This window comes from Pseudoalteromonas sp. A757 (assembly GCF_004103285.1).
In the GTDB taxonomy this organism is placed as follows: Bacteria; Pseudomonadota; Gammaproteobacteria; order Enterobacterales; family Alteromonadaceae; genus Pseudoalteromonas; species Pseudoalteromonas galatheae.
Genome location: NZ_QNQN01000058.1, coordinates 58,649 through 76,426, shown reverse-complemented (window position 1 = coordinate 76,426; position 17,778 = coordinate 58,649). Strand labels below are relative to the sequence as shown.

The window sequence follows — 17,778 nt, the reverse complement described above, 5'->3', positions numbered from 1 at the left end:
AGGTAGTTAACAATGACACAAACATCAGAAGTAATTTGGCATAACGGTGAAATGGTTCCTTATTTTCAAGCGACCACTCATGTGCTTAGTCATGCTTTACATTATGGCAGCTCAGTTTTTGAAGGGATCCGTGCTTACGATACGCCAAATGGTCCAGCTGTTTTCCGCTTAACCGATCATATTCAGCGCCTCTTTGATTCTGCGAAGATCTACCGTATGGAAATTCCTTTTACCCAAGAGGAAGTAATTGCAGCGTGTAAAGAGACGATCCGTGCAAATGACTTTACCAATGCTTACCTTCGTCCATTTGCATTTTTGGGTCATGTAGGCCTTGGTTTAAATCCGAAATCACACCGTGCAGACATGACTGTCGCTGCGATGGAATGGGGGGCGTACCTTGGTGAAGAAGGCTTAGCGCAAGGTGTTGATGTGTGTGTTTCTTCTTGGAGCCGCCTTGCACCAAACACCATGCCTACAGCGGCTAAAGCGGGTGGTAACTATTTATCTTCACAGCTTATTTCAGGTGAGGCGAAGCGTAATGGTTATGTCGAAGGGATCGCGCTTGATGTTAATGGTTATCTGAGCGAAGGTGCTGGTGAGAACTTATTCGTTGTGAAAAAAGGCGTGCTTTACACCCCGCCAACCACAGCTTGTATTCTACCTGGTCTTACGCGCGACACTATCATCCATTTGGCGAAAAAACGCGGTTATGAAGTACGTGAAGAGCCGATCGCTCGCGAAGCGCTTTATCTTGCTGATGAGTTCTTTATGGTTGGTACCGCAGCGGAAGTAGTACCTGTTCGCAGCGTAGATAAAATTACGGTGGGTAATGGTGGTAGAGGTCCAATTACGGAAGAGTTACAGCAGGCATATTTCGCTTTGGTTAAAGGTCAAGCTGATGATGAAAATGGCTGGTTAGAGTACGTAAACGAATAATTTTATTGGTCTCGGGGCCAAGCGCCCCGAACAAAAAAGTATTGTAAATTGTGGGAATGAGGAACTCGGCATGACCGAGAAAAAGGTGAAACATGGCTAAATTACGGAGCAAGACAACTACTGAGGGCAGGCAACGCGCGGGCGCTCGTGCATTGTGGCGAGCAACAGGAATGACGGACAGTGACTTCCATAAACCGATCGTTGCGGTCGTGAATTCATATACCCAATTTGTTCCGGGTCATGTTCACCTCAATCAACTTAGCGCATTGATGGCTGATGCGATAACAGAAGCAGGCGGCGTACCTCGCGAATTTAATACTATTGCTATTGATGATGGTATCGCCATGGGTCACGGCGGTATGCTTTACTCGCTTCCGTCTCGAGACTTAATTGCTGATTCGGTAGAGTACATGGTTAACGCTCATTGTGCCGATGCTATGGTCTGTATTTCTAACTGCGACAAGATCACCCCTGGTATGCTACTTGCGGCACTGCGGTTGAATATTCCGGTGATCTTTGTTTCCGGCGGCCCGATGGAAGCGGGAAAAACCCGTTTAGCGGATATCGATTTAAAGTTGGATCTTGTCGACGCTATGGTGAAAGGTGCAGATCCGACGGTGAGTGATGAAGACTCTGAGCAAGTAGAGCGCTCTGCTTGTCCTACTTGTGGTTCGTGTTCAGGCATGTTTACTGCCAATTCCATGAACTGTCTTTTAGAAGCGCTGGGCTTAGCCTTGCCTGGTAACGGTACAACACTAGCGACACACAAAGACCGCCAACAGCTGTATTTAGGCGCAGCAAAGCGCATCATGGCTTTATGTGATGAGTACTATGGTAAAGACAATGAGCAAGTGCTGCCACGCAACATTGCTAACCAAGCCGCATTTATGAACGCCATGACATTAGATATCGCGATGGGCGGTTCATCCAATACCGTACTGCATTTATTGGCGGCAGCACAAGAGGGCTTTGTCGATTTTGATATGAATGACATAGACCGCTTATCTCGTAGTACACCCTTTTTATGTAAAGTTGCTCCGGCAACACAACAGTATCACATTGAAGATGTTCACCGTGCTGGCGGCATTATGGCCATCCTTAACGAGCTGGCCAGAGGCGATAAATTAGACTTGTCGGTAGGGCATGTGGCTGGCGGAAATCTAGGTGAAGTTATCGCGCGCTGGAATGCCGCAGACCGTGATAACGAACGGGCACAAACTTTCTATCGTGCGGGGCCTGCAGGGATCCGCACCACCCAAGCTATGAGCCAAGAGTATCGCTGGGATGAGCTCGATTTAGACCGTGAAGGCGGCTGTATTCGCTCCATTGAGCATGCCTTTAGGCAAGATGGCGGCCTTGCAGTATTGAAAGGTAACTTAGCGCCTGATGGTTGTATCGTGAAAAGTGCCGGGGTGGCCGATGAAATGCTGCGCTTTACAGGGCCTGCTGTAGTATTTGAATCTCAAGACGATGCCGTCGAGGGAATACTGGGTGGTCAAGTTAAGAAAGGTGATGTAGTGATCATTCGCTACGAAGGGCCTAAAGGTGGTCCAGGTATGCAAGAAATGCTGTACCCAACTAGCTATCTTAAATCGATGGGGCTAGATAAAGACTGCGCTTTACTTACCGATGGTCGTTTTTCTGGCGGTACTTCAGGACTTTCTATTGGCCATGCGTCACCAGAGGCTGCCAGTGGTGGCAATCTGGCGCTGGTTGAAAACGGCGATGTTGTCGCTATCGACATCTATAACCGCAGTATTGACGTTAAACTGGACGACACCGAGTTGGCGCTGCGCCATGAAAAGCAACTAGCCCGAGGTAAAGACGCGTACAAACCAGTTAACAGAGAACGTTATGTGAGTCCCGCGCTAAAAGCTTATGCACTGCTTGCAACGAGTGCAGACAAAGGCGCGGTACGTGACTTACAAAAACTAGAGGAGTTAGGCTAGCGATGGTTTCCCAAGAGCTTGATTACTTTAGAGCCATTATTCAGGCGAATGTGGCACCGCTCGTCGAGATTACGCAAGTGAATCAATTAGAGCAAATGTCAGCCCAGCTTGGTAACCAAATTTGGCTGAAAAGAGAGGACCAACAGCCGGTCTATTCTTTCAAATTGCGCGGTGCGTATAACAAGCTCCGCCAGTTGCCGAAAGGATCGCGGGTGTATACCGCTTCTGCGGGTAATCATGCTCAAGGGGTTGCACTAAGTGCGACACATCTAGGTCAGCACGCTACCATTGTAATGCCTGTGACTACGCCAGAGATCAAGGTCAACGCGGTTCGTAAGCTCGGTGGTGAGGTGATCTTACACGGCCATCACTTTGATGCGGCAAAGCAGTACGCGCTAGATCTTTGTGAAGCGCAAAATGGTGTTTTTGTCCCGCCATTTGATGATAAAGATGTGATTATCGGCCAAGGTACGGTGGCGCGAGAGTTAATTCAGCAACTTGATGAACTAGACGTCGTATTTATTCCCGTAGGAGGTGGTGGTTTGCTTGCGGGAATGGCAGTGTATTTGAAGTCACTTCGTCCTGATATCCGTATTATTGGAGTAGAAGCTGAGGACAGCGCATGCCTTAAAGCCGCGCTTGAAGCTGGAAAGCCCGTGGAACTTGAGCGAGTCGGTGGTTTTGCGGACGGCGTGGCGGTAAAGCTTATTGGTACAGAAACTTTTCGGTTAGCACAAAAGTTTTGCGACGAAGTCGTTACGGTTAATGCCGATGAAATTTGTGCGGCGGTTCAAGATATTTTTGTTGAGACGAGAGCAACTGCAGAGCCTTCCGGTGCGTTATCAACCGCGGGTTTGAAGAAATGGCTCACGCAAACGGGTGAAAAGGGGCTGAGTGTTGCGGCTATCTTGTCAGGCGCTAATTTAAACTTCGATCGGTTGAGGTATATCGCCGAAAGAACGGCGCTAGGTGCTAAACATGAAGCATTGCTCGGGGTGACTATCCCTGAAGAGAAAGGCAGCTTTAAGCGTTTTTGTCACTCTCTTGGTGGTAGAGCAATCACTGAGTTTAACTACCGCTATGCCGGCTGTGGCGAAGCGCAAATTTTTGTTGGTGTTGGGCTTAGAAATGGTCAGCAAGAGCTAACTGAGTTGACTGCCTCGTTGCATCAAAATGGCTACCTGTTTGATGACTTATCAGATAACGAGTTGGCAAAGTTACATGTGAGGTATATGGTAGGCGGCAAACCGCCGAGCGTCATGAATGAACGTTTGTTACGGTTTGAATTTCCTGAATACCCAGGCGCATTAGCGCGCTTTTTAGACATGTTAGGCTGTAATTGGAATATTACTTTATTTCATTATCGCAATCACGGCGCGGCACAAGGTAATGTGTTGGCCGCTTTTGAAGTAGAGCTTAGTGATTATGAGCGCTTTGATGAACATCTTGCAAAGTTAGCGTATCAGTTTCAAGAAGAAACAGATAACCCGTGTTTTACGCGTTTTTTGCATGGTGAGCAACTGCAAAAGCAAAAGGCTGGATGAAAATCTAATGGCAGCCTGAGTGCCTTAAACTATAGTTAGATATTATCAGCTAAAAACGCAAGGATATGATGTTTCACTACTATGCTGCGTTATCGCTTCTCTTATTTAGCATACAGGCTGCTGCCCTTGAAAAAGTCACCTTACAGTTAAAGTGGACGCATCAATTTCAGTTTGCGGGCTACTATATGGCAAAAGAAAAGGGGTTTTACCATAAGGAAGGATTAGATGTTCATATTCTTCCTGCCGATCCCAATAACCCTAATGTTGATTTTCGTGTGTTATATGGCCAAGCACAGTTTGGTGTGTTTCACTCGGGCCTACTTAAACAAAGACTTAGTGGCAAACCCTTTGTAGCGCTTGCAGCCATATTGCAGTCTTCTCCTTATTGCTGGATGGTGAAGGCGGACAGTGATATTTATGTTCCCCGTGATTTTCAGGGGAAACGCCTCAGTCATTTAGGTCACACAGAAAACGGCGAGTTGCTCATGATGTTGCAACGCGCTGGCGTCAATACACAAAATATGCGCTTATATTCAGGTGATGAACCTCTTAAGGACTTTATCGCGGGTAAATTTGATGCGATGCAGGTCTATAGCACTAATGAGCCTTATGCAGTGCAGCAAAGTGGTATAGCAACTCGTGAAATTTGCCCAAAGCAATTTGCTCTAAATGTTTATGCGGACATTTTGTTCACAACCGAAGCCATACTAGAAAACCGTCCTGACTTGGTTAAACGATTTCGCCGAGCAAGTTTGAAAGGGTGGCGATACGCAATGTTGCATTTAGAAGAGTCACTCGCAGTGACTAAGGCGCGTTATGCTACCCAAAAATCGATGGCACAGTTGGCGTTTGAAGCCGAGAAGCTGAGGGAGTTCATAAAGGTGGCTAATATTCCAATTGGAAAAATGTCGACGGCAAAATGGCAATGGATAGCGCAGCTATATCACTTAAATATCAGTCAATTTCATGAACATAAGGCGCGTTTTATTTATTCTGAAGTGAAGAATGAACAATCCAATTTATCTTGGGCGCTGATTATTGCTGCCATTCTGACGTTGGTCTGTATCCCCATGTATATCCACTTAATTTTTTCTCGTAAATATCACCAACAATTACGCTAGAATAAGGGTATTGTTTCCCTGACAACTGTGGCTATTGTGGAATCGAGCAAACGCTTTCAACTTTTAGATAAATTATTATTCGATACTCGGAAATATTGGCAGATCGTTGCCTTTGAGCACCTCTCTATTCCTTGGCCACAACTGCAGTCCGAACTTCTGCAGTTAAGCGATGACGCAGTATCCGTATTGGACAATGACACTGATGCCCTCTTTGCTTTTTTTAGCCAACACATTCCAGAACTCGAACAACTGAATGCTCTAAGCGTTTTACCGCAAAAAACGGGTCACAGAGACGAGTTACCATTTTGGTTAAGTAATGGTATAAAAGGACGCAAATTGGAGCAGTTGCAAGATTTTGTTGCTGCAGTAAACGAAACCAAAGCATCGGTATTAGAGTGGTGCGCAGGTAAAGGTCATTTGGGTCGGCTACTTTCTTATCATGGTGCGCCAGAAGTAAACAGTATTGAGCTTCAAGCGGATCTATGCCGACAAGGAGAAGAAAGCGCAAAGCGGCAAAATCTAAACCTTCATTTCCATTGTGCTGATGTGTTGAAAGATGACACTCATCACCATTTTGTTGAAAATCGTCATGGTATTGCACTGCATGCATGTGGCGAATTGCATCGTGTATTTATGTCCCAAGCTGTGGCGAATGGCATGAAAAAGTTATCGCTTTCACCATGTTGCTATCACTTATTTACACCACCTAATTATCAAGCTATGAGCGTTGAAGCGCAGCAGAGTCAACTCAATTTATCTCATCACGATATGAAATTGGCGCTGCAAGAGACAGTTACAGCGCCTGGAAGAGTGGCACAAGTACGTAAAAAAGAAGTGAGTTGGCGCTTAGGATTTGATGCGCTGCGCAGAGAACTTACCGCAGATAAACATTATGTGAGTGTGCCTTCGGTCAATAAGGCTATTTTTTCGGGGGCATTTAGTGATTTCTGTTATTGGGCTGCTGAGCAGAAACAACTAATCTTGCCTGATGGAATCGATTTTGACCGATATGAACGTATTGGACGTGAACGAAAACAAGTAACAGATAGAATTGAGTTAGTACGACACGTGTTTCGCCGTGCGATTGAGATCTGGTTGGTCCTGGATAGGGTTTTATATCTGCAAGCAGCTGGGTATGATGTCACCCTTAGTACTTTTTGTGAAAAGTCACTCACCCCAAGGAATATTTTGATACAGGCTGAACGTCAGTCGGAGAACCATTAATGTGTAATACGAGCCCAAGTCCGCTGAGTCACTTACTCGATAATAATAAACAGTGGGCAGATCGCACCAATGCCAGTGATCCTGAGTTTTTCAAAAAGTTATCGCAACAACAGAACCCAGATTACCTGTGGATTGGCTGCTCTGACTCTCGTGTGCCTGCCAACGAGATTGTTGACTTAATGCCTGGAGAGTTGTTTGTTCACCGCAATGTTGCCAATGTCGTTGTGCATACTGATCACAACTGCTTGTCGGTCATGCAGTATGCGGTAGAGGTGCTCAAAGTAGATCACATTATGGTTGTCGGTCACTACGGTTGCGGTGGCGTGCAAGCGGTGCTCGATAATGCTAAGTTTGGTCTTATCGATAATTGGCTGCGTCATGTTGCGGATGTGAAAGAGAAACACCAAGCGATTATCGAACAAGTGAACAAAGAAAAGCAGTGTGCGGCGCTTTGCGAGCTAAATGTGATAGAACAGGTACGTAACGTATGTCAGAGCAATATCGTTCAAGATGCTTGGCAGCGAGGTCAAACTTTGACGGTACACGGATGGGTCTATGGTCTAGCTGATGGTCTCTTGAATGAGGTGGTGAACGCTGTAGAAGATATGGAGCAATTGTCTCTTTGCTATGAAAAGTCTCTGCTTGGCGTGAATCAGCGCTATTGCTAGGGTCAACAGAGCTGAGAGTTTGCGTGCGCCAAAAGCGCACGCTTTACTATCCGAAGCTTTGGTTGCTTATTCCTGCGAGTCGGATGCTTGGCTGGCAAGTTGTGCTTCTAACTGCGCCACTTTTTCTTCAAGTTCAACCAGCTTTTCACGCGTGCGGATCAGCACTTTGCTTTGAATATCAAACTCTTCTCTGCTAACAAAATCCATTTCTGATAATTTGCTCTGGATCGCCTGTTTCGTTCTTGCTTCAAATGTTTCAGCAAGATTCTTTACGCCCTGAGGCATGTTACTGGAAATTTGCTTAGCAATTTCTTCAATTTTGGCTGGATTAATCATCTTCTTACCTTAGCTTGCGAGTCAGTATACACAGTTCATCTTACCTTATGCGTCGCAGACGGAAAAGGTTCGCTTCATAGTTTTACATGGATACGATAAACTAGGGCCTGTTTATAAGAATTCCTCAACCCCTCAGCACTGACAGTTGTTGCCAACATTGTGCCAAGCGAGAAGATAACCGGATTAGTTGCATGAAGCTCAACCCAAAACAAGACGAAGCGGTAAAATATATCAGTGGTCCATGCCTTGTATTGGCAGGGGCGGGCTCAGGTAAAACCCGGGTTATTACCAATAAAATTGCCTACCTAGTGCAGCAGTGTGAATACAAAGCAAAGAATATCGCAGCGGTCACCTTTACCAACAAAGCGGCGAAAGAAATGCGTGAACGGGTGGCACAAACTTTGGGCAAGCAAGAAGCTAAGGGTTTGTGGGTGTCGACATTCCATACATTAGGGCTGGAAATCATTAAAAAAGAGGTCAAGACCTTAGGTTATAAACCCGGCTTTTCCTTGTTTGATGATCAAGACACCAATCAGTTGTTGAGTGAACTCACTGAAAAAGAACTTGAGCGTGATAAAGACTTACTCAACTTGCTAAAGATGCAGATTGGTAACTGGAAGAATGAGCTTATTTTGCCAGAGCGCGCTATTCGAGAAGCGCGAGAGCCACAAAAAGCGCTATTCGCTCAGCTTTATGCGCGTTATCAAACGCAGTTGCGTGCTTACAATGCGTTAGACTTTGACGATCTTATTATGATCCCAACTTTGCTTTTGAATCAGTCGGTTGATGTGAGAGCGCGCTGGCAGCAACGTTTCCGCTATTTGCTGGTGGATGAGTATCAAGATACCAATACCAGCCAGTATCAGTTAGTGAAGCTGCTAGTTGGTGAGCGCGCACGTTTTACTGTGGTTGGCGACGATGATCAGTCTATCTATTCATGGCGTGGCGCTAAACCGCAAAACTTGGTGCTGCTGAGCAAAGACTTTCCGGGTTTGAGGCTTATCAAGCTAGAGCAGAACTATCGTAGTGCAGGTCGTATCCTAAAGGCCGCAAATATTCTTATTGCTAATAATCCCCATGAATTTGATAAACAGCTGTTTAGTGAGCTGGGGTATGGCGACCCGATCCGGGTGATAGCGACTCGTGACGAAGAACATGAAGCAGAGCGTGTGGTCGCAGAGATCATTTCACACAAGTTTATGAAACGTACCAGCTATCGCGACTATGCATTGCTCTATCGCGGTAATCACCAAGCTCGAGTGTTTGAAAAGGCACTCATGACCAACCGTATTCCATACAAAATTAGTGGCGGTATGTCGTTCTTTGCACGCAGTGAAATAAAAGACATCATGGCTTATTTACGATTCCTAGTGAACCAAGATGATGACAACGCATTTTTACGTATCGTCAATACCCCAAGGCGTGAGATTGGTCCTGTGACATTAGAAAAGCTAGGTAGCTTTGCCAACGAACGCCATATCAGTCTATTTGCTGCGTGTTTTGAGTCAGAGCTCGCGGAACGTTTGGCGGGTCGTGGCTTAAATGCATTGATGGGGTTTGCGCGCTGGGTGGTTGAGCTTTCCGACCGAGCAACCCGCGGAGATACCTTGGAAGCGGTAAAAGATATGATCCGAGAAATTAATTACGAAGCGTATCTTTACGAGTCATCACCAAGTGCAAAAGCTGCGGAAATGCGGATGAAAAACGTATCAGAATTATATCGTTGGATAAGTGATATGCTCACGGGAGACGCAGATAACCCCGCTATGACACTGCCAGAAGTGGTAAGCAAACTCACATTAAGAGATATGCTTGAGCGCAATGAAGAGGAAGATGACTCAGACGCAGTACAGTTATTGACGCTGCATGCGTCTAAAGGTCTCGAGTATCCACACGTATTTATGGTGGGGATGGAAGAAGGCTTGTTACCTCATCAAACGAGTATTGATGAAGACAATGTCGAAGAAGAGCGGCGTTTGGCTTACGTTGGCATAACTCGCGCTCAGCAAACCTTAACTTTGACCTATACCAAGAGTCGTCGTCAATTTGGCGAGCAGATCACCCCTGAGTTAAGTCGTTTTGTACAAGAGTTGCCTCAAGATGATTTACAAATTGAAGGAAAAAAGCCTGTGGCGACACAGGCAGAGCGAATGGAAAAAGGTAAGTCTAACGTTGCGAATTTACGGGCTATGCTAAGACGGGACTGATTCGTTATCGAGGTTTTGGATAAAGGCTTTACGTCCTTTGTTTTTGTCCAGCATCTGCTGTTTACCAAAGAACAACTGCAAGCCGTGCTTTTCCAGTAAGCTTCTAAAGTTTAAAATTGCAGGACCTCTGGCGATGACTTTAACACTTTTCACCTTAGTAACGGCTAAGATCCCTTGTAATTGAACTTCATAGCTCGTTTGCTGTAAGACGCGTTTACTAAACGTCGAGCTTAATAATAGATAAGTAAAATCGACTTGACTGATCAGGGTGAGATCGCAGCGATCTTTACCAAAATTATTCAAGCCAATAGGGATCCCCATATCGGCTAAGGTTCTGAGGTTTAATATCTGCTGGCTAGACGCAAAGCGAATTTCGCTCTCTTCGAAGAGCAAGCAAAGAGCTTTTTCTTGTCGTTTAAGTTGCTGCTTTAGCGCGTCAAAATGTGCGCTTTCTAATAACATTGCAGAGCAACCAAATAGCATATCTTCATCACGGCTATGAGTTATTTCTTGGGCTTTGTTAAGCAGGTGCAGCTCAATTTCAAGCAGCTGAGATTTTTCCGCTGCAAACTTTTTCAGAATATCAAAACTCGTACTACCTAATACCGGATGTTCGCCAAAGGCTTCCAAAAATCCAATTGGCTGAGCGTTATCTGACCAGTTTACGATTTCTGTGCAGCGGAAGTGGGTAGGGAGCTTATCTAAGTGATGCTGCTCTTGCTGTTTATGACCGTTTGAGCTCGCGGTAAGTAGCGGGTGATAAAATTCATATCTGCCACGACCTGCATTCTTGGCATAGTACATTGCAGCATCGGCATCTCTGATAATTTCATCGGTGTTACGATATAATTTATTACTATAGGTAATGCCAATACTGGCACCACTTTGCATACACACACCCTTTAAACAGAAAGGTTGTTGCATGACTTTAATGATACGTTTAGCGACATCTTCCGCCTGCTGACGATCAGTTAGGTGATCGAGTAGGATCACAAACTCATCACCAGCAAGTCTTGCTAGTAAGTCGTGTTCACGAATACATTCGGAGAATGACTGAGCGACCCATACTAGAAATTGATCACCAGCTTGGTGGCCTAGTTCATCATTAATGTCTTTAAACTTATCTAAATCGATAAAAAGAACGGCAAAATTATCTTCGGGATATCGGTGATGCTTTTTCAGCGTTTTTTCGAGCTGAGTTAAAAACAAACTGCGATTGGGTAGACCTGTGAGCGAGTCGTGATGGGCATCATGATAAAGCTGCTGTTCAATTTTTTTACGTTCCTCCATCTGCATCTGTAGATGTAAGTTGGTTTGTTGTAGCTCTTTCGTTTTCTCTGCCACACGGTGTTCTAACTGCTGATGACTAATCTTGAGTGCTTGATTTGCCAAATGGGTTTGCAATACGGTAGCGATCTGATTCGATACAAAAGAGATAAGCTCGACATCATCATAATTAAACTCGTATTTATGATCATAAGCCTGACATGCGATCAAACCAATGACGCCAGTGGCCGTTTTTAATGGGGCACCAAGCCAACTTGTTGCTGCGAGTTTGTGGTTATAGCCAGCTGGGCGCTCTACCGTACCATCGAGTGCAAGGGCTTTGGCGCGTATACTGTCTATTAGCTGGCTTTGTTCTGTTCGAATAACTAGCTCACTATATCCTTTTGCAAAAGGACGAGGCTTATAGCTCGTTTTTTCATCAATGTGATATGGAAAGGTAAGCCAATTCTTTTCTGTATCGTATAAAGCGATATAAAGGTTGTCAGCAAAGGTGATGGAGCGAATAATATCATGAACTTGCTGGTAAACGTCGTCAATATCAGAGAACTGGGTTGCTAGCTCTGAGATTTTAAATAAGATTTGCTGTCTTTCTAAAGCACGCTTGCGATTTTCTATTTCTTTATTTAGTGCTTCATTGCTTTGCATTAGCGCTCGAGTACGGATTTTCACTTCAGACTCTAACAACTCACGCTTTTTAACCCGCTCAATAGCGGTCGCTAAATACAGTGACATGACCTCAAGTAATTCAATTTGGTCATCGCTGTAAGCCTGATCTGCAAGATAGCTTTGTGACACCATAACGCCAATAATCGCACCATCGCGATAGATAGGTACTCCCACCCAGTGCTCTGCTTGGCTACCCATTATTTTAAAGTCACCAGCTTTCGCCCGAGCTAGCATATTGTCTTTGGTGAGGTATACGGTTTCACCGGACTTAAATACAAAGCCCGTCACACCATCTTTAAAGTGATGTGCTTCATGAAGTGGAACAGATATTCCGTCTTTTTCATCGACAAAATAAGATAACTCTAGTGCCTGAGTAAAACGATTTTGTAATACCACATAAAAGCTTTTACTAGGCAAATATTGAGAGAGAATATTATGAATTGCTGGGTACAACAGGGTTAACTCAGCAACAGTGCTCGCCTGTTCTGATAATTGAATTAATGTGTATTGAAGTTGAGACTTTCTTTTATACTTTTTAAGTAAAGACTCTAATCTGGCGGTTCGCCGAGATAGTCTCCTAACCTGTTGTGATGGCTCTTCCAATGACGAAACCAGTTCTTATTGTTGTTTAATTATTGAGCTTAATAGTTTCACTTTTAGCTGTAGTGGTCAAGTGTAAATTTTTCTTTCTTCGTAGGTGAACAAGACAGAATTTTCGCCATGTTAAAGGCGCTTTTATATGTCTATGAAAGAGGTGAAAATGCAGCGTTTTACGCTGCATTTTCAATAACCATTTCGGTTTCAGTCTGTAACCAAAATATTTATTGCTTCGTCATGAAATCAATTGCTGCTGCAATCTCATCATCAGAACAGTCCATGCACGTACCACGAGGAGGCATCGCATTGAAGCCGTTAATAGCATGGTCTAATAGCACGTCAGAGCCTTTTGCTAGACGAGGAGCCCAATCGTCAGCTGTTTTTGGTGCGCCCAGTGCGCCTGTGCCGTGACAAGCAAAACATGCTGCTTGATAAACCTGCTCACCTGAGCGAGGACCTGATGGTTCGGCTTCTGCTGCACTTTCAGCGCCAGCTAAATATACTGAGCCGATAGGCTGAAGACGTTTTTTAATCGCTTCTTCAGTTAGAGAATTGTCGTATGGTTGCGCAACTGCGGCTGTTGATAGCAATAAAAGTGCTGCTGAAAGTTTTTTCATTTACCTTGCTCACTTCGTTTGAACGTGTTCAATCACGATAATGGATGACGGAATTATCGGGATTATAACGCCACCTGTTCATTTATAAAACGTAAACTTGAGTATAAATGGTTAAAACCATTAATTTATTGCGTTAGGGCAAGCTTTTTTGCCTAAATTTGCATTAGCGCAAGGCCGAGATGTGAGTCAGTCGACCTTGACGCATTTTCCTTAATAATACGAGGAAAAACTTGTATCGATCGCTTTTATGCCATTTCGATTAACTTAACTACTGCTTTTTCGATGCCGGTCGCAGCTTCAAGGATTGATGATGCCAGCATATATGCAGGAGTACTAATCACTTTTTCATTGTCATCAACGACGATCTCGGTTACTTCACAATCCACGTGTTTTGCACCAAGCGTATTAATTGCCGCTGCAGTATCAACATCATTACCTATGGTTGCGAGTGTACCTGGTGTATGGATATGGGCGATAAGTGCCGGCGCAATACATAAATAGGCAATAGGTTTTTGCTGGTGATTAAACTCACGACATACGCGTTTTACGCATTCAAGAATCGTAGAATCTGCGCCTTTAAAGGCAAAATCGGAAAGGTTTTTTGCAACGCCAAACCCGCCCGGTAGGACCAAAGCGTCGAATTCATCGGCATTTAATGTTTCCAGATCTGCAATTTCTCCGCGAGCAATACGGGCTGCTTCAACGAGAACATTACGACGTTCATCTTGTTCTTCACCGCTGATGTGATTGATCACATGGAATTGATCAATATTCGGCGCAAAGCATTGATAGCTAGCTCCAGCTTTTTCAAGATTGAGTAGAGTCAACACTGACTCGTGGATCTCGGCACCGTCGAAGACACCACAGCCACTTAAAATTACCGCTACTTTTTTCATTCACTTCTCCTTTCAATGTCACATCATACGCGCTATATGCATAAAAAGAATTATGCACGAATTAAAAAATTATAAAGGATCTTCTATGATCTTTGATCAATTGTGTTAGTATACTCCTCCGCTTGAGAAAATCAGGCTATTTTTTACTCACCCAGTTTGTTAAGCGTGACTAAAAAAATTCTTTATCCACAAAGTGATAAAGATAATAACAATAAAAAAGGCACAAAAAACGCAAGTAAATCAAGGTTTTAATTCTTACTCTGACTTTTCAATCAAAGTTTCGGAGCGATTTTTTGTGTTTGTCTACAAAGTTATCCACAGGTGCAGCACGATTTATCTAAATGATGAGATAACGCGAAACTCGTTTTATCATGTGCCTTGTGGCATCCTTACATTCTACTCCACAAAAGACTAATTTAGGATCCAATATTTATGTCTCAGATCCCTCAAAATCCGTTGATCTTGGTTGATGGTTCTTCCTATCTATTTCGTGCTTATCATGCGCCACCGCATTTAACAAATTCAAGAGGTGAGGCAACTGGTGCGATCTACGGTGTGATAAATATGCTTAAGAGTTTGCTCAAGCAATATCAACCCAGTCATATGGTAGTAGTCTTCGATGCCAAAGGGCCGACTTTTCGCAACGAAATGTATAGCGAGTATAAAGCACACCGCCCACCTATGCCGGATGATCTGAGAACGCAAATTGAGCCCATCCACGAAATTATTAAAGCAATGGGCCTGCCACTGGTAAGTATAAGTGGTGTCGAGGCCGATGATGTGATCGGTACATTCTCTAAAATAGCGTCGGAGCAGAGTCGCCATGTGCTAATCAGCACTGGTGATAAAGATATGGCACAATTGGTCAATGAACATGTCACGTTGATCAATACAATGACGAATACGATCTTAGACCCTGAAGGAGTCGTGGATAAGTTTGGTATTGGTCCTGACTTGATCATCGACTATCTCGCGTTAATGGGAGATAAGGTCGATAACATTCCGGGTGTACCTGGCGTTGGTGAAAAAACGGCATTGGCGATGCTTCAGGGGTTAGGCTCAATTGATTCGCTTTACGAAAACTTAGACAAAATTGCTGACTTAGGTTTTCGTGGCTCGAAAACCATGGCGAAAAAATTAAAGGAACATCAAGAGCAGCTAAGGCTGTCGTACGAGTTAGCCACCATTAAGCTGGATTGTGAAGTAGAGCAAGACTTAGAGCAATTTAAGATAGCTGAGATGGATAAAGATCGCTTAATCGAGCTATATGGTCAGTGTGAATTTAAGCGTTGGTTAGCTGAACTGCTGGATGGTCAGTCACAAGCTGACATCGTTGATGTGGAGGCTGAAGGGTCGGCTCCAGCAGCGGCACAGGTCGACACCCAATACGAGACCATTTTAACAAAAGCGCAGCTTGATGACTGGGTAAATAAGTTAAAAGCGGCCCAGCTCATCGCTTTTGATACTGAAACCACCAGTGTTAACTATATGCAGGCGGATCTAGTTGGAATGAGCTTTGCGGTTGCACCGGGCGAAGCGGCTTACTTACCAATCAATCACGATTATGTGGGAGCGCCCGAGCAGCTTTCTCAAGACATAGTGTTCGAGATCATGGCACCACTACTTGCAGATCCTCAGATCAAAAAAGTGGGTCAAAATTTAAAATATGATCAAAGTGTGCTTGCTCGTGCAGGCTTAGAGCTGCAGGGGATCGCTTTTGATACCATGTTGGAGTCTTACGTATTTAACAGCGTAGGTACTCGCCACGATATGGACTCTTTGGCGCTCAAATATTTAGGCCATAAAACCATTAGCTTTGAAGATATCGCAGGCAAAGGTAAAAACCAACTGACCTTTAACCAAATTGAGCTAGAAAAGGCGGCTCCTTACGCTGCGGAGGATGCTGATATCACGCTGAGACTGCATCAACACCTCTGGCCGTTAATTGAAAAGGAGAATAGCCTTAAGCAGGTGTTTACGGAGATTGAATTACCGCTGCTGAGCGTACTTTCTCGCATTGAACGCACAGGTGTGCACATCGATGGCGATATGCTAGCGAAACAAAGTATCGAGATTGAAAAACGCTTAGGTGAGCTTGAACAACAAGCTTTTGAAATTGCAGGTGAGGAGTTCAACCTGAGTTCAACAAAGCAATTACAAGCGATATTGTTCGACAAACTTGAGTTGCCAGTGATTAAGAAAACGCCAAAAGGTGCGCCTTCAACGGCTGAAGAAGTGCTACAAGAGTTGGCGCATGATTATCCACTGCCAAAACTTATTATTGAACACCGTGGCTTGGCTAAGCTGAAATCAACCTATACAGACAAATTACCAAAATTGGTTAATGCGGATACTGGTCGTGTACACACTTCTTATCATCAAGCTGTTACGGCAACGGGCCGCCTAAGCTCAAGCGATCCAAACTTGCAGAACATTCCGATCCGTAATGAAGCCGGACGTCGTATTCGTCAGGCATTTGTTGCTGACAATAATAAACAAATTGTCGCGGCGGATTACAGCCAAATCGAGCTTAGGATCATGGCACATTTGTCACAAGATAAAGGGTTGTTGAGTGCCTTTGCTGAAGGTAAAGATGTACACAGTGCAACGGCATCAGAAGTGTTTTCCGTGCCGCTTGAGGAAGTAACTTCTGATATGCGCCGCAAAGCCAAAGCAGTTAACTTTGGTTTGATCTATGGCATGAGTGCGTTTGGTCTGTCACGTCAGTTAGATATTCCAAGAAATGAAGCGCAACATTATATGGATATGTACTTTGAACGCTTCCCAGGTGTATTAGAGTATATGGAGCGCACGCGTGAAGAAGCTGCAGATAAAGGGTATGTTGAAACCTTATTCGGTCGCCGCTTGTATCTACCGGATATCAATGCGCGTAATGGCGCTCGCAGAAAAGCAGCTGAGCGTGCTGCCATCAACGCACCGATGCAGGGCACTGCGGCGGATATCATCAAAAAAGCGATGATTAAAGTGGATGAATGGCTACAAGGCTGTGATAGCAATGATATCCAGTTGCTTATGCAAGTGCACGATGAATTAGTGTTTGAAGTACACAGCGACAAAGTTGCTGAATACAGTGAAAAGATCTGTGAGTTAATGAGCGCAGCGGCAACACTTGATGTACCGTTATTAGTTGAAGCCGACAGTGGTGACAACTGGGAACAAGCGCACTAGTTGAAATAAAAATCTACCCGAGTTGCACTAATCAATTAGACTAGTGCAACTTTATTCATTTTTGTTTGCAAGTATACACTAGCAGCATAGCGTCTTAATTTTGTAGCTCCTGTTAATCTCTAGTAACAAAAAACAAATTAACGTTGAAAGTTTATCAAATTGGCTTAAGTTTTGCTTTTTGGTGTTTATTTCTGGACGTCTATTTGTTAGAGTTCGCGCCGTCCTCATCCTGTAGGACATCCTGTTGATGATGTATCTCTCGAAAGAGGATACAGTGTATTGATAGCTTCTCCCCAGATTGCTATAGCGGCTCGTAATTTTTACGGGCCGTCTTTTTCTTTTCTCCCCAAAGATGATACCAATTGATGTAACTACCCAATCAATCTACAGGTGAAACTGTTATTAGCTTCGCTAAAAATTTTTCGTCTAGGATAACTAAATCACAAAATTTTTGCTTGGCTACTAAAGCTATTTTCCCGCTGTAAAATGAATATCATGAGCATAAAAGTATTCCAACATAACGACGAGTTTATGATTAAAG

General features: G+C 44.2%; 12 protein-coding genes. 8 read left to right on the top strand and 4 right to left on the bottom strand.

What is annotated here, in order from left to right:
* Nucleotides 1-12 precede the first annotated feature (12 nt).
* From DRB05_RS04470 to can, 6 genes are all read left to right on the top strand, one after another.
* Nucleotides 13-936, top strand: a complete 924-nt coding sequence (locus tag DRB05_RS04470) for a branched-chain amino acid transaminase (protein WP_102055914.1) — start codon at nt 13-15, stop codon at nt 934-936.
* Between the two features lie 92 nt (nt 937-1,028).
* Nucleotides 1,029-2,885 carry a dihydroxy-acid dehydratase gene (gene ilvD / locus DRB05_RS04465; RefSeq protein WP_128725866.1) on the top strand — a complete coding sequence of 619 codons (1,857 nt, stop codon included), beginning with the start codon at nt 1,029-1,031 and terminating at the stop codon, nt 2,883-2,885.
* Nucleotides 2,886-2,887: 2 nt separating this feature from the next.
* Nucleotides 2,888-4,429, top strand: coding sequence for a threonine ammonia-lyase, biosynthetic (gene ilvA, locus DRB05_RS04460; protein WP_128725865.1), 1,542 nt, complete (start codon nt 2,888-2,890; stop codon nt 4,427-4,429).
* A gap of 68 nt (nt 4,430-4,497) precedes the next feature.
* Complete coding sequence (locus tag DRB05_RS04455; RefSeq protein ID WP_128725891.1) at nt 4,498-5,550, top strand: ABC transporter substrate-binding protein; 1,053 nt, start codon at nt 4,498-4,500, stop codon at nt 5,548-5,550.
* A 27-nt stretch (nt 5,551-5,577) separates the two neighbouring features.
* The gene (locus DRB05_RS04450; protein ID WP_128725864.1) at nt 5,578-6,774 is read left to right on the top strand and encodes a methyltransferase; all 1,197 of its coding nucleotides are present in this window, start codon (nt 5,578-5,580) and stop codon (nt 6,772-6,774) included.
* Complete coding sequence (gene can / locus DRB05_RS04445) at nt 6,774-7,442, top strand: carbonate dehydratase (protein ID WP_128725863.1); 669 nt, start codon at nt 6,774-6,776, stop codon at nt 7,440-7,442. The genes DRB05_RS04450 and can overlap by 1 nt, the downstream gene beginning before the upstream one ends.
* Before the next feature lie 66 nt (nt 7,443-7,508).
* Here the strand turns inward: can and DRB05_RS04440 are convergent, their stop codons facing one another.
* On the bottom strand, nt 7,509-7,778 hold the full coding sequence (locus DRB05_RS04440) for an accessory factor UbiK family protein (protein WP_010376312.1): 270 nt from the start codon (nt 7,776-7,778) through the stop codon (nt 7,509-7,511).
* 191 nt (nt 7,779-7,969) lie between these two features.
* On the opposite strand from DRB05_RS04440, the gene rep reads away from it, so the two are divergent.
* Nucleotides 7,970-9,985: a DNA helicase Rep gene (gene rep / locus DRB05_RS04435; RefSeq protein WP_128725862.1), complete on the top strand. Its 2,016-nt coding sequence runs from the start codon at nt 7,970-7,972 to the stop codon at nt 9,983-9,985.
* On the opposite strand, the gene DRB05_RS04430 is transcribed toward rep, so the two are convergent.
* The 3 genes from DRB05_RS04430 to elbB form a co-directional block, all read right to left on the bottom strand.
* A complete protein-coding gene (locus DRB05_RS04430) occupies nt 9,971-12,541 on the bottom strand; it encodes a diguanylate cyclase (protein ID WP_128725861.1) in 2,571 nt (856 codons plus the stop codon). The genes rep and DRB05_RS04430 overlap by 15 nt on opposite strands.
* A gap of 218 nt (nt 12,542-12,759) precedes the next feature.
* The gene (locus DRB05_RS04425; protein ID WP_128725860.1) at nt 12,760-13,152 is read right to left on the bottom strand and encodes a cytochrome c5 family protein; all 393 of its coding nucleotides are present in this window, start codon (nt 13,150-13,152) and stop codon (nt 12,760-12,762) included.
* Between the two features lie 245 nt (nt 13,153-13,397).
* Entirely contained in the window at nt 13,398-14,048 is a 651-nt protein-coding gene (gene elbB / locus DRB05_RS04420) for an isoprenoid biosynthesis glyoxalase ElbB (RefSeq protein WP_128725859.1), read from the bottom strand.
* Nucleotides 14,049-14,480: 432 nt separating this feature from the next.
* Here elbB and polA point away from each other — a divergent pair, with 432 nt between their 5' ends.
* The gene (gene polA / locus DRB05_RS04415; RefSeq protein WP_128725858.1) at nt 14,481-17,237 is read left to right on the top strand and encodes a DNA polymerase I; all 2,757 of its coding nucleotides are present in this window, start codon (nt 14,481-14,483) and stop codon (nt 17,235-17,237) included.
* The last annotated feature ends 541 nt before the right edge of the window (nt 17,238-17,778 follow it).